12 protein-coding genes are annotated in these 12,541 nt (G+C 37.0%); 5 read left to right on the top strand and 7 right to left on the bottom strand.

Annotation, left to right across the window (positions count from 1 at the left end; genetic code table 11):
- The first annotated feature begins 133 nt into the window (after positions 1 to 133).
- Positions 134 to 655: a sigma-70 family RNA polymerase sigma factor gene (locus L6W14_RS17310; protein ID WP_131521275.1), complete on the top strand. Its 522-nt coding sequence runs from the start codon at positions 134 to 136 to the stop codon at positions 653 to 655.
- Positions 642 to 1,577 (top strand): DUF4181 domain-containing protein, encoded by a 936-nt coding sequence (locus tag L6W14_RS17305; RefSeq protein WP_237898496.1) that lies wholly within the window; start codon positions 642 to 644, stop codon positions 1,575 to 1,577. The genes L6W14_RS17310 and L6W14_RS17305 overlap by 14 nt, the downstream gene beginning before the upstream one ends.
- Before the next feature lie 35 nt (positions 1,578 to 1,612).
- Here L6W14_RS17305 and L6W14_RS17300 read toward each other — a convergent pair whose 3' ends face one another.
- The 7 genes from L6W14_RS17300 to L6W14_RS17270 are packed head-to-tail and all read right to left on the bottom strand — an operon-like array spanning position 1,613 to position 8,256.
- Entirely contained in the window at positions 1,613 to 2,851 is a 1,239-nt protein-coding gene (locus L6W14_RS17300) for a permease (protein WP_227744951.1), read from the bottom strand.
- A 19-nt stretch (positions 2,852 to 2,870) separates the two neighbouring features.
- The gene (locus tag L6W14_RS17295; RefSeq protein WP_131521278.1) at positions 2,871 to 3,572 is read right to left on the bottom strand and encodes a response regulator transcription factor; all 702 of its coding nucleotides are present in this window, start codon (positions 3,570 to 3,572) and stop codon (positions 2,871 to 2,873) included.
- A gap of 38 nt (positions 3,573 to 3,610) precedes the next feature.
- Positions 3,611 to 4,363 (bottom strand): sensor histidine kinase, encoded by a 753-nt coding sequence (locus L6W14_RS17290; protein ID WP_131521279.1) that lies wholly within the window; start codon positions 4,361 to 4,363, stop codon positions 3,611 to 3,613.
- A gap of 37 nt (positions 4,364 to 4,400) precedes the next feature.
- Positions 4,401 to 5,393 carry an ABC transporter ATP-binding protein gene (locus tag L6W14_RS17285; protein ID WP_131521280.1) on the bottom strand — a complete coding sequence of 331 codons (993 nt, stop codon included), beginning with the start codon at positions 5,391 to 5,393 and terminating at the stop codon, positions 4,401 to 4,403.
- A complete protein-coding gene (locus tag L6W14_RS17280; protein WP_131521281.1) occupies positions 5,390 to 6,403 on the bottom strand; it encodes an ABC transporter ATP-binding protein in 1,014 nt (337 codons plus the stop codon). The genes L6W14_RS17285 and L6W14_RS17280 overlap by 4 nt, the downstream gene beginning before the upstream one ends.
- A 15-nt stretch (positions 6,404 to 6,418) precedes the next feature.
- The gene (gene nikB, locus L6W14_RS17275; RefSeq protein WP_131521282.1) at positions 6,419 to 7,339 is read right to left on the bottom strand and encodes a nickel ABC transporter permease; all 921 of its coding nucleotides are present in this window, start codon (positions 7,337 to 7,339) and stop codon (positions 6,419 to 6,421) included.
- 14 nt (positions 7,340 to 7,353) lie between these two features.
- On the bottom strand, positions 7,354 to 8,256 hold the full coding sequence (locus L6W14_RS17270) for an ABC transporter permease (RefSeq protein WP_131521283.1): 903 nt from the start codon (positions 8,254 to 8,256) through the stop codon (positions 7,354 to 7,356).
- Positions 8,257 to 8,437: 181 nt separating this feature from the next.
- Between L6W14_RS17270 and L6W14_RS17265 the strand changes: the two genes are divergently transcribed.
- Genes L6W14_RS17265 through L6W14_RS17255 form a run of 3 tightly spaced genes read left to right on the top strand, consistent with a single transcriptional unit; the run spans position 8,438 to position 12,499 of the window.
- Entirely contained in the window at positions 8,438 to 9,997 is a 1,560-nt protein-coding gene (locus tag L6W14_RS17265) for a glutathione ABC transporter substrate-binding protein (protein WP_131521284.1), read from the top strand.
- 43 nt (positions 9,998 to 10,040) lie between these two features.
- The gene (locus tag L6W14_RS17260) at positions 10,041 to 11,291 is read left to right on the top strand and encodes an amidohydrolase family protein (protein ID WP_131521285.1); all 1,251 of its coding nucleotides are present in this window, start codon (positions 10,041 to 10,043) and stop codon (positions 11,289 to 11,291) included.
- Positions 11,288 to 12,499 (top strand): amidohydrolase, encoded by a 1,212-nt coding sequence (locus L6W14_RS17255; RefSeq protein ID WP_131521286.1) that lies wholly within the window; start codon positions 11,288 to 11,290, stop codon positions 12,497 to 12,499. The genes L6W14_RS17260 and L6W14_RS17255 overlap by 4 nt, the downstream gene beginning before the upstream one ends.
- The last annotated feature ends 42 nt before the right edge of the window (positions 12,500 to 12,541 follow it).

Here is a 12,541-nt window from a genome sequence, read left to right as displayed (position 1 = left end):
TAAAAATACCCTCTTATTGTGTGAGGATTTTTTCTTTTTATGACCTTCATGTTAACGAAACTTTTTCGATTTTTTTGAAACCAACTAAGTTCCGATTACGACTATAGGGTGAATGTTTAGAGGAGGTGTTTAGATGAGTGAGCATTTGGTGGCCATTATGGAAGAACACGGAGAATATTGCTTACGAGTGGCTTATCTTTATGTAAAGGATTGGGCGATGGCAGAAGAAATAGTCCAGGATGTCTTTTTTTCTTATTATCGGCAGCAGGATCGCTTCGAACAAAGAGCATCTCTAAAGACCTATTTAGTTAAAATAACTGTACATAAAAGTCATGATTATTTGCGAAGCTGGAAAAATAAACGCCATCAACTGTTGGAAAAATTGCATATTGGTGCAAGTAAACGAACACCTGAAACGATGCTATTAGCACAGGATGAACGGACAACATTAACAAATGCTTTATTTGAATTACCTATTACTTATAGAGAAGTCGTCATCCTTTATTATTATCAGGAATTAAAGATTAGAGAAATTGCAGATATTCTTACATGTGCAGAAAATACAGTTAAAACCAGATTGCATCGAGCAAGGAAAATGTTACAGGAAAAATTAGCGAATAGTAAGTGGGAGGTGTTAATGAATGACAACTTTTAAAGAGAAATTGGATCAAGAACTTGGCGAAGCACCACGATTTACGAAATCCTTACAGGAGGATATTTTACGGCAAGTGCGGCAAACAAAAAAAACAAGACGCTGGTCTTACCCATTGATCATCATAGGCACGATTTTCATGTTTCTATTGATAATAGAAATCGGTCCATTGGGGCAGATAGAGCAAACGCAGCATGCTTCAATTGTTCAATTAGCACAGCAGCAATCTATAAAAAAATATACAATGATTTACAATTCAGATGAGGAGATCTTTAAGGCTGGTAGACCTGGGTGGGTCATTGGACAACGAGTAATGGAGCAAAGTTCAGAAAAAGAGTTATTACAACAACTATTACAGCAAGCTACAGTGACACAAATGAATGAGCGTATTTTTTTTAGATTACAACGTGATGTCTGGGTAGAGTTTGAAAAAGGTCAGGTTATGAAGCTGAAAATGTTCATAAACGAGGAGGATATCGGAATTGTTGATTATGACAGCAATTCATTTTATAAAGTAGATAATAAAGAGTTGGCCAAGGCTTATTTAGATCTTGCTCTCAAAAAAGATGCTAAATTTGGAATGTCAGGTTTAATCGTTATGCTAGTTTTGCTCATAGCTATCCAAATGCTTGTCGATAAACTAATGAGGAAAAAATTTACTATACCAAAGGAGTATGTCAATAGTCATCATAGACGTGCTGTTTGGGCTATTAAAATTTTGAATACCATGATGCTCATGGTGATCATAATTAAAGGGTGGATTTTATTTACTGTTATTATTGGAGGATATTTAGTTGTCAGCCTTTTCAGCTCTATTTTCATTGACTATTACTATGGTCGAGAGGAAAAAAGACATTATCTTTCCATTAGTTCGGCCATTGTTGGCTTGCTAGTACTAATCCTATTCTTATTTTATATCAGTTAAATAACTTATAAACCTGAACCCGAATAATATCGAGTTCAGGTATTTTTTTCAATTGTTTCAGTCTGAAGCATTAATTGATAAATACTTGAGATCATAAAGCTGGTAGCTAATCCGTAAAGCGTATTAAAGCTTAAACCAACACCAATTCCAATGATGATGGATAGTAGGATGACAAGCCAGCTATGCTTATGAATATGGCGATTCGTAAATAAAAGGATTAACAAAAACGGTAGCATGGTAATGTGCAGAAAGGCAAAAGAATAAATAACACCTAAAATCGTTAAATCGATAGATAAGAAACAGGTGAATAATATAATCATCAGGCCAATCAAATAGAAATAATAGGGTCTTTTCGTCACAAAAAAACGTTTCGTTGCCCGCATGTCTACAAGCAAAGTTGTGACAATGGCTAATAGGACAATGACGAGAAAAGCAAATGTCAGAAAGCCTGGTTGTACTTCATATAAAAACGTAAAAATCAGTACTTGGAATTGGCCAAATGATCCGCTGTATAGGGCAATCATTAAAATTGCCGTAAATGATAGCGTTAATAACGCTAAAATTACACCTGAGGAAAACAGACTGCTACGTACTTTTTTAGGTTTTATAAAGGCAATTAAATACCATGTTGATTTATCAAAAAATACTTGTCCTAAAACGGCTAGTTGAATAATGACATAGAACAGCAGAATTTCGCTATTTTTAAAATAAAATAAATAAGGGTGATATAAGCGAATACCCTCATATACGGTGCTTGCCCCATTTAGTACAAAGTAATAAATAGGGATAAAAATAAGTAATGAAAAAAGAGCAATAATAAATAAAATTTCCAACCATAGTATACTTTTCACTGACATGATGCGGTCAAGAAGTAAGATGCCGATTAAAAAGAAAAAAAGTGTAATAGGGACTGGAATATTTAACATAATTTCAGACAATACACTAATGCTTATTAATTGAATAAGCCAAAGTTCAATACCTGTTAGCAGGTAAAATAGACGTATAACCTTTAAATTCATTCCAGACAATTTACGCTGTATGGTAAATAGCAAAAAGCTTTGTGTATGCTGATTTTGTGTGTAATCGCTCTTCTTCAGCAATGAACCAAGTATGATAAATGAAATAGCTGTTGCTAATGTATAACAAATGCCCGCCATAAAACCAAAAGAAATAAGGGCTGAAGGAGAGGACAATAATAAATTACCATTAATCCATCTCGCTAAAAGAATAATGACTCCTGCTGCTGTGCTTAAACTTGCAAATGGAACAAGCAATGAAAACTTCCTTAGCATACTAGTAAAGACCTTTACTCATTTTAGAGGATTTATATTGTCTTGGTGATTGATTATATTTTTTCTTAAACGCAACGCTAAAATAGTGCTGACTATTAAAACCACAGCTCTCAGCAATTGCAGACATACTTGTGTCTAGATTTTCATTGATTTTCTTTACAGCCATTTCTAGGCGATAATTATTAATGTATTCATTAATGCCAATAGACTGCTCCTCCAAAAATTTACGACTTAAATAGCTCGGATTTAAATGAATTTTTTCAGCAATAATATTGAGACTCAGTTTTTCATAATAGTTTTCATGAATATAGGAAAGTGCGCTTTGAATCGCATCATGGTTAGAACTCCACACCTTATATTTCTCCACAATAGCATCTAATTCACTTGCAATGACTGGTTTTGTAAGATAATCCTTTACCCCGATACGCAATGCTTGTTGGGCATATTCAAAGGTTTGATAAGCTGTTACCATGATGATGTCTACCTCATAAAGCGCTTTTAATTCCTTGCTCAACGTGATTCCATCTTTCCCAGGCATTTGAATATCCAAAAAGGCGATAGTCATACGGTGCTTCTTAGCTAATTGCAGAGCTTGTGAGGCATCTTGGGCAGTATGGAAGGTCCAATTTGGAAAATGTGGCTTTAATAAATAAATCATTTGCTCAAGCTCTAATGGCTCATCATCTGCGATTAAAATATTCATGGTGAGTTTCTCCTTTCTCCTTCCAGTTGATAGAAAGCCTAAGCGGGAACATGGATGGTAACAGTGTAATGCTGTTCATTGTTTTGAATCGAGAATAAAATATTTTCGAGCCCATAAATGAGCTCAAGCCGTTTTCTAATATTTTCGAGCCCATAACCTTGCTGCAGTTCGTCTACTACCTGTTCAGTAGTCATTTCTATTTTTTCTAAAGGCTGTGTATTTTTAATTTCAATTAATAAGCTATTAGCCATTTTTTTGATTGTAATGGATAGCTCTGCAGGTCCTATATGCTTTTCAAAGCTATGTTTATAGGCATTTTCAATAATGGTCTGCAGAATAAAAGGTGGTATTTGGACGGATAGTGCTTCATCATCAACATATTTATTTACAGTCAAACGATGGCCAAATCGTAATTGTTGAATATTTAAATAACTATCGACAAATTGTACCTCGTTCTTTAACGCAATTAAAACCTCATGATTATTGTATTTAAATTTAAAAAATGTTGCCAAAGCCTCAATGCCCGCAACCAAATCTTCCTTCCGATTGATGCGAGCTAGGCTTAATAATGAATTTAATGCATTAAAAAAGAAATGTGGCTGTATTTGCTGATTCAACTGGAGAATATTTGCTCTTTGTAAATCCTGCTCAAGCTCTAAATTTCTTTTTTCCTCCTCAAGGCTATCGATTTGCTTTTCGAAAATAAATATAAAAGTAAGCAGAAAAGCTCCAATAATTGGAGCAATTACACATAGGAGAATATATATGTTGAAGGTTTCTGGTTGTAACATAATGACCTCTCCGTTTATTTTATAAGTGTAAGATACATTAAACTAAATTTTCTGCGAAATGGCAAGCTACCTTATGTGTTGCAGTGATCGCTCGTAGTGCTGGTACTTCTGCTTTACATTTATCTGTTGCGAATGGGCAACGTGTGTGAAAGCTACAGCCAGTAGGGGGACTAAGAGGTGATGGTAAGTCACCTTTTAAAATTATACGCTCCTTCCGATGCTGCTTATCAATGACAGGTATAGAAGAAAACAGTGCTTTTGTATAAGGATGATGTGGCTGAGTAAAAAGGGAATGCTTATCAGCAATTTCTACGACCTTTCCAAGATACATCACCATAATACGGTCTGAAATATGTCGAACAACACTTAAATCGTGTGAGATAAATAAAAAGGTTAAATCTAAATCTCTTTGTAGTTGTTTTAGTAAATTTAGTATTTGAGCTTGAATGGAAACGTCTAGGGCAGAAACAGACTCATCACAAATAATAATTTTAGGATTAACAGCAAGGGCTCTGGCAATACCAATCCGTTGACGCTGACCACCAGAAAATTCATGTGGATAACGCTCTAAGTATTCAGGACGTAACCCAACAAGGGACATTAATTCAATCATGCGTGCTTCTTGTTGCTCAGGTGGTACAATTTTTTGAATAGACATGGCCTCTGTTAACATTTTACGAATCGTTCTTCGTGGGTTAAGGGATGCATAGGGATCTTGGAAAATAATTTGAATGTCCTTGCGTGCAGCACGAAGCTCTTTTTTGTTCATATTCACTAAATTTTTACCGAATAACAATACCTCTCCAGCAGTAGGCTCATCTAATCTTAAAATAGAACGACCAGTTGTTGATTTTCCACAGCCAGATTCTCCAACAATACTGAGCGTCTCACCAGGCATGATATCGAAAGACACCCCATCCACAGCTTTTACAACCTGCTGTGGACCGAAGAGCTTTTCTTTTTTTAAGAAAAAATGCTGCTTTAAATCATTTACTTGTAATAGTGGTTGTGTGTGTTGTGCTGTTGTCATACTGTCAGCTCCTTCAAAAGTGTTTCTCCTTGCCATTCATTACTGTACATCCAGCACCTTACCTTTTTTCCTTGCTCAACAGTCAAAAGCTCAGGCTGTTGTTCACGACATAAATCTGTAGCAAATGGGCAGCGTTCTGCATAACGGCAGCCAATTGGGTAATTATAGGGACTTGGAACAGTTCCGTGAATAGTAGATAATTCTTCTTGATCTTCGTATAGCTTAGGTAATGATTGAATTAATCCATTTGTATAAGGGTGTAGCGGGTTTTCAAAAAGACTTTCTGTTGTGCCTTCTTCTACAACCTGCCCCGCATACATAACAGCAATTTTATCGCAGATTTCTGCTACAACACCAAGGTCATGGGTAATGAAGATAATGCTCATGCCTAGTTGTTTTTGCAGGTTTTGAATAATATCAATAATTTGAGCTTGAATGGTTACATCTAGAGCAGTCGTTGGTTCGTCAGCAATTAACACATCTGGTGTACACGCTAGTGCCATGGCAATCATAATACGCTGTCGCATCCCACCACTTAACTGATAAGGTTCCTGCTTCGCTCTTTTTTCGGGTGCAGGAATCCCAACTAGGCGAATCATATCGACAGCCTTTTGCCATGCTTCTTTACGTGATAAGCCTTGGTGCAATCGAATGGATTCAGCAATTTGCTCTCCAACGGATAATACAGGATTTAAGCTTGTCATAGGCTCTTGGAAAATCATCGAGATTTTATTGCCCCGAATTTTACGTAGCTCTTCATCTGAGAGCTTCAAAATGTCTGTATTATTTAATAAAATTTCGCCATTGATGATTTTACCTGGGGGCGATGGTACTAAACGAAGTAATGACAGGGAAGTCATGGATTTCCCACAACCAGATTCACCAACAATGCCCAGTGTTTCTCCTTTTTGAAGAGTAAAGGATACCCCATCGACAGCTTTGGCAACCCCTTCACTCGAATAAAAATAGGTTTGTAAATTTTTGACTTCCAACACGGTTTCTTGTTTCATCCGTTTTTCCCCTCCTTAGTTTAAATCCATTCGTTTATTAAAGAATCGGTACATTATGTCTACAAAAAGATTTATGAAAACAAATATTAATGAGGCAACAAGAACGCCACCTTGTACGACTGGTATATCCCGTGTTCGAATGGCATCTACAATCATTCGTCCTAATCCGTTTACAGCGAAAACAGATTCAACTAAAACTGTTCCGCCAAGTAAACTACCAAACTGTAAGCCTACTACTGTAATAACTGGAATCAAGGCATTACGTAATGCGTGCTTTAAAATGATGATGTATCCCTTTAAGCCTTTTGCTTTCGCTGTTCGTATATAGTCTTGGTTTACAACCTCTAACATACTAGAGCGAGTCATACGAGCGACGATGGCAGCTCCACCAGCACCAAGTGTGACAGCTGGTAGAATAATATGTTTGGCACTATCCCAGCCTGCTACAGGAAGCCAGTGTAACTGTACAGAGAATACATACATTAATAAAATTCCTAACCAGAAGCTTGGAAGGGAAATCCCTAATAAAGCGACAACCATTAATCCTACATCCATCAACGAATAAGGACGGATAGCGGAGATAATACCCGCAATAAGCCCCAGAACGATGGTGATTAAAATACTATAAAAGGCTAGCTCGATGGTAATTGGTAATCGGGAGGTAATTTCCTCGAATACTGGTTGATTATTTTTTAAAGAGTGACCCATATCTCCTTGAAGAAGGTTTTTAATATAGTCTGTATATTGAACTGCTAATGGTTTATTGAGCCCTAAATTTTCACGTAATTCTGCAACTGTTTCTTGAGAAGCCCCTTCCCCTGCTAAAATAATCGCTGGGTCTCCAGGAATCATCTGCATAATGAGAAAAACAACAAGCGTTACACCAAGTGTTACAGGAATAATTTGAGCTAGTCGTTTTAAGATAAATAATGTCATGTGTCTTCTCTCCTTTAATTTTTCATTCTTGGATCAAGTGCATCACGTAAACCGTCGCCAAATAAGTTAAAGCCTAATACAAGTATAGAAATCATAATACCTGGGAATAGCGCCATATAAGGAGCAGTAAATAGGAAATCTCGTCCATTAGAAAGCATGGCACCCCATTCAGGCGATGGTGGCTGAGCACCTAAACCTAAGAATGATAGACCTGCTGCAGATAGAATAGCAGTTGCTAAGCGCATAGATGCTTGTACAATAATGGGAGATAAAATATTTGGGAAAATATGCTTAATTAAAATTGTCATATCATTTGCTCCAAGTGTTTTGACAGCATCGATATATTCTAATTTTTTAACTTCCATTGTGGAGCCACGTACAATACGAGCAAACATAGGAATAGAGAAAAACCCAACAGCAATTGTGACATTGATAAGGCTTGGCCCCAATGCACTGACAATCGCTAAAGCTAGCAAAATACCTGGGAAGGCAAGCATGATATCTAACATTCGACTAATAATAGAATCAACCCATCTGCCATAATAGCCAGCAATAAGACCTAAGAAAGTGCCGATTGTACCACCGAATAAAACAGCTGAAATACCAACACCAATTGATAAACGTGATCCATATAAAATTCGACTTAAAATATCTCGCCCTTTGTCATCTGTTCCCATTAGATGTTCAACGCTTGGTCCTTGTAATTTTTGATCTAATTGTACGTCGTAGGGATCGTAAGGGGCTAAAATGGGCCCGATAAGAAACATCAATATATATAGAAGTATGATGATGCCTCCTACGACAGCTGCTTTATTTTTTTTGATTTTGTTTAGGAAAGAAACAAGATTCTTTTTTCTAGATGCCTTGCGTGCATTCACTAAAACAGAACGATCGATAGTAGTTGTTACTTTATTCATATCGAAACTCCTTTTCTATTTGATTTGATTTCAATTTAGTGAAAAGCGTAAAGAATGTAAATATTTTATGGTCTATTAGTCAGAAAATTTAAAAAACACGTAAAAATATTAAAAAACAAGTGAATTTTATTTCTTTATAATTCGAAATGTAAGGAACAAATCACATAAGGAGGAAATGTTGATGAAGAAAATGAAGTTGTTTTTATTCATGGCACTAATGACTGTACTTATTCTGCAAGCATGCTCTACTGCTAGCAATAATAGTACAGAAGGTTCCAAAGAGGGATCAAAAAGCGTAGGAGGAGAATTAGTTGTTCTAAGAGCAGCAGATGCGACAAGTCTTGATCCTCACTTTATTACAGATATTCCATCAGCAAATATTATTCATGGCAAGGTATATGAAACACTTGTCGCTTTCGATAGAGATCGTAAAATTGTTCCATTACTTGCAAAAGAGTGGGAGCAAAAAGATGAAATCACTTGGACATTTACATTGAATGAAGGCATTAAATTCCATGATGGTGCAGATTTTAATGCAGAGGCTGTAAAAGCGACATTTGACCGAATTCTAGATCCTGCAACTGGATCACCACAGCGTGATAAATTATCTATGATTAGTGAAGTAGTGGTAGATGATGAATATGTTGTAACGTTGAAATTAAAAGAACCATATGCTCCGCTTCTATCTATTTTAGCAAGTCAAGAGGGTAGTATGATGAGCCCGAAAGCGATAGCTGAAGCAGCGGACGAATTAGCAACTCATCCAGTAGGGACAGGCCCATTTGTATTTGAAACTTGGAAATCTGGTCAAGAAATTACTTTAATTTCCAATAAAGACTATTGGGGAACTGTACCAAAAGTAGATAAAGTAACATTTAAAGTTGTACCAGAGGATTCTACTCGTCTAGCAATGATTGAAAGTGGAGAAGCACATATTGCTGAACAAGTACCTGTGACAGAGATTGATCGAATTGAAAATTCTTCAACGATGAATTTATTCCGTGCAGAAGGACTAGCAGTAGAATTTATCGGATTCAACGTAAAAGATACATTATTATCGGATGTAAAAGTACGTCAAGCTATTAGCTATGCTGTTGACCGTGAAGCAATTATTAGCGGTATTTATGATAATGTAGGGACACTTGCAAATTCTGCAATGAGTCCAAAAATTATTGGATATTCTAGTGAAACGAAACCGTATGACTATGATGTAGTGAAGGCAAAAGAATTGTTAAAAGAAGCTGGCGTTCAAGAGGGAACAAAAGTTAAATTACTGACAAGTGATCGTAAAGAGCGTATTAATATGGCGGAGGTTATTCAATCTCAATTAAAAGGAATCGGATTAGATGTTGATATTCAAGTAATGGAGTATGGTGCATTTATTTCTGAAATTACGAAAGAACAGCACCAAATCTTTATTAGTGGCTGGGGTAATGCAACGGGGGATGCTGATTATAACCAATACAATCTATTCCACACTGCTTCTATGGGACCTCCAGGAAACCATTTCTACTATTCAAATCCAGAAGTAGACAAGCTAATTGAGCAAGGGCGTTCTGAAGCAAACCAAGAGGCACGTAATGAAATCTACAAAAAAGCAATGCAAATCGAGTTAGACGAAGCTGTCTATATTCCAGTGCGTAACTATGAGCATTTAGCAGTCTACAGCAATGCTGTAAAAGGTTTTTGGTTAGATGCATCTAACTACACGATGATCAGTGGCGTTGAAATTGTAGAGTAAATAAATTTGGGGATAGACGGAAAATACCAATTGGGAGGAAACTATGAGTAAACTATTGCTGAAAAATGTGAGATTAGAAGAAGCATATGAGCGCGAAAATGAACACATTGTTGCTACTCGTACAGGTATTTATGATGTTCTAATCGAAGATGGGCATGTTCAACAAGTAGATAAGGATATAGTGGCTGATAAAGATGTAGAAGTAATAGATGCACAACAGCAACTATTAGTCCCTTCATTCCGAGAGATGCATATTCATATTGATAAAACGTATTTCGGCGGAGAATGGCAGGCACCAAGACCCATTACTAAAGGGATTTTAACACGCATTGAAGAGGAAAGAACACTACTACCTAAACAATTGCCGACAGCTGCTTATCGAGCTGAGGAAATGGTGAAGTGGCTCATTTCCCAAGGACACACACATATTCGTTCACATTGTAATGTTGACCCACAAATTGGGACAAAGCATATTGAAATTACAAAGCAGGTTTTAGCAAACTATCAAGATCAAATCACCTATGATATTGTAGCCTTTCCACAGCATGGCTTATTACGCTCCAATGTAGAGGGACTCGTCCGTGAGGCAATGGCAATGGGAGCAACGCTTGTTGGAGGCGTTGACCCATCCATTGTAGATCGCAATATCGAAAAGTCATTGCAAGCAACAATGGGTATTGCACAAGACTATAATGCAGGGATCGATATTCATATTCACACAGCGAACACCCTAGGCGAATTTGAATTTTATAAACTGATAGAGTTAACGAAACAAGCGAAAAAAGAAGGACAAGTCACAATTAGCCATGCGATGGCACTTGCTGATTTAGAACAGTCACGTTTAGAAAATTTAGTTCAAGCAATGGCTGAGGTACAAATGGATGTAACAACAACTGTACCAATTGATTTGAACCGTTCGACAATTCCAATCCCTTATCTTTATAACAATGGTGTAAAGGTATCAGTCGGACATGATAGCTTAACAGATCATTGGTCACCATATGGTACTGGTAATACGATTATGAAATTAAATGTCATGGCGGAGAGATTCCGTTTTATTGATGAATACTCATTAAGTCGAGCTTGGAAATACGCTTCTGGTGGTATCACACCCTTAAATGATGCTGGAGAACGTGTTTGGCCACAAGTTGGTGATAAAGCGAATATGCTGTTAGTGGATGGCGTGAGCACTGCTCATGTGATAGCAAGAAGATGCCCAATTACTACGGTCATTTCACAAGGCAAAATGATTCACCAACAGGATGTAGGAGAGTTGAAAGGAGAATTCAGATGAAGCACTGGCTTACAAATGTTCTACTTGAAACAGGAGAATATCTAAAGGAAAATGATACAGTTGGAACGAAAGTGGAGCTTTTTCACCTTGAAATTACAGATGGCTTCATTTCGCAAATTGTACCCGCAACAGACGCAATTGATTCTCCAAACGAAGTCACAGATATGAAAGGGAAGCTGCTATTACCTGCCTTTAAGGAAATGCATAATCATTTAGATAAAACATACTTATCTTTACCGTGGAAGGCTTGTGTGCCCGTAAAGAATTTAAAGGAACGACTTGAACGTGAAGCACAAGAGTTATCCGTTCTTGCTACAACAGGAAAACAACGTGCGGCTGCAATGATTGAAAAAATCCTTAAGAATGGTGCGAATCATATTCGTACACATGTCAATATTGATCCATACATTGGATTAAAAAATTTAGAAGGTGTTCTAGCGGCATTGGACGATTATAAAGATGTCGTGACATCCGACGTCATTGCCTTTCCACAGCATGGTCTATTAAGAGATGATGTCCCTAAATTATTGCGTGAAGCTTTACGCAATGGAGCGACGATGATTGGTGGCCTAGATCCAGCAGGCATCGATAACTCAATCGAGCCTTCTCTTTATGAAGTGATGGATATTGCACAGGAATTTAATGTTGATGTCGATATTCATTTACATGATGGTGGCCATGTTGGGTATTATACAATCGATAAATGGATAGATATCGTGGAGGATGCCAAATATCAGGGTAGAACGGCAATAAGTCATGCGTTTTCACTTGGTGATGTATCGATCATGGAACAGCATAAAATTGCAGATCGTTTAGCACAACAACAAGTAAAAATAATGTCAACGGTGCCATTTGATTTGCGACGATTAATTCCACCGATTGAATTACTAACAGAGCACGGCGTGGATGTCCATTTTGGTTGTGACGGCTTTTATGATTCTTGGAGTCCTAATGGCTCAGGAGATATTTTAGAAAAAGCGACTACTTTTGCAGATATTTCTCGTAAACTTGACGAACGCTCTATTCGACGAACATTAAAATATATTACAGGTGGTGTCACGCCATTAGATGCAAATGGTCAGAAGGTTTGGCCGAATGTGAAGGACGAAGCAAGTTTTGTATTTTTTGACGCAGTATCAAGCGCGGAAGTTATTGCACGTAAACCATCCAACCGAGTGGTTATGTCTAAAGGAAAGTTTATCAACTAAGCATAAATCTAAATCCCCCTTATTTAGATAACATAGCAAACT

Origin of the sequence: Lysinibacillus sp. ACHW1.5 (assembly GCF_022014815.1) — a bacterium.
GTDB lineage: Bacteria > Bacillota > Bacilli > Bacillales_A > Planococcaceae > Lysinibacillus > Lysinibacillus capsici.
This window is presented reverse-complemented; position numbering and strand designations above follow the sequence as displayed.

Coding starts and splice junctions, on each gene's coding strand:
- L6W14_RS17310 (WP_131521275.1), top strand. CDS start 134: ATGAGTGAGCATTTGGTGGCCATTATGGAAGAACACGGAGAATATTGC.
- L6W14_RS17305 (WP_237898496.1), top strand. CDS start 642: ATGACAACTTTTAAAGAGAAATTGGATCAAGAACTTGGCGAAGCACCA.
- L6W14_RS17295 (WP_131521278.1), bottom strand. CDS start 3,572: ATGAATATTTTAATCGCAGATGATGAGCCATTAGAGCTTGAGCAAATG.
- L6W14_RS17290 (WP_131521279.1), bottom strand. CDS start 4,363: ATGTTACAACCAGAAACCTTCAACATATATATTCTCCTATGTGTAATT.
- L6W14_RS17285 (WP_131521280.1), bottom strand. CDS start 5,393: ATGACAACAGCACAACACACACAACCACTATTACAAGTAAATGATTTA.
- L6W14_RS17280 (WP_131521281.1), bottom strand. CDS start 6,403: ATGAAACAAGAAACCGTGTTGGAAGTCAAAAATTTACAAACCTATTTT.
- nikB (WP_131521282.1), bottom strand. CDS start 7,339: ATGACATTATTTATCTTAAAACGACTAGCTCAAATTATTCCTGTAACA.
- L6W14_RS17270 (WP_131521283.1), bottom strand. CDS start 8,256: ATGAATAAAGTAACAACTACTATCGATCGTTCTGTTTTAGTGAATGCA.
- L6W14_RS17265 (WP_131521284.1), top strand. CDS start 8,438: ATGAAGAAAATGAAGTTGTTTTTATTCATGGCACTAATGACTGTACTT.
- L6W14_RS17260 (WP_131521285.1), top strand. CDS start 10,041: ATGAGTAAACTATTGCTGAAAAATGTGAGATTAGAAGAAGCATATGAG.
- L6W14_RS17255 (WP_131521286.1), top strand. CDS start 11,288: ATGAAGCACTGGCTTACAAATGTTCTACTTGAAACAGGAGAATATCTA.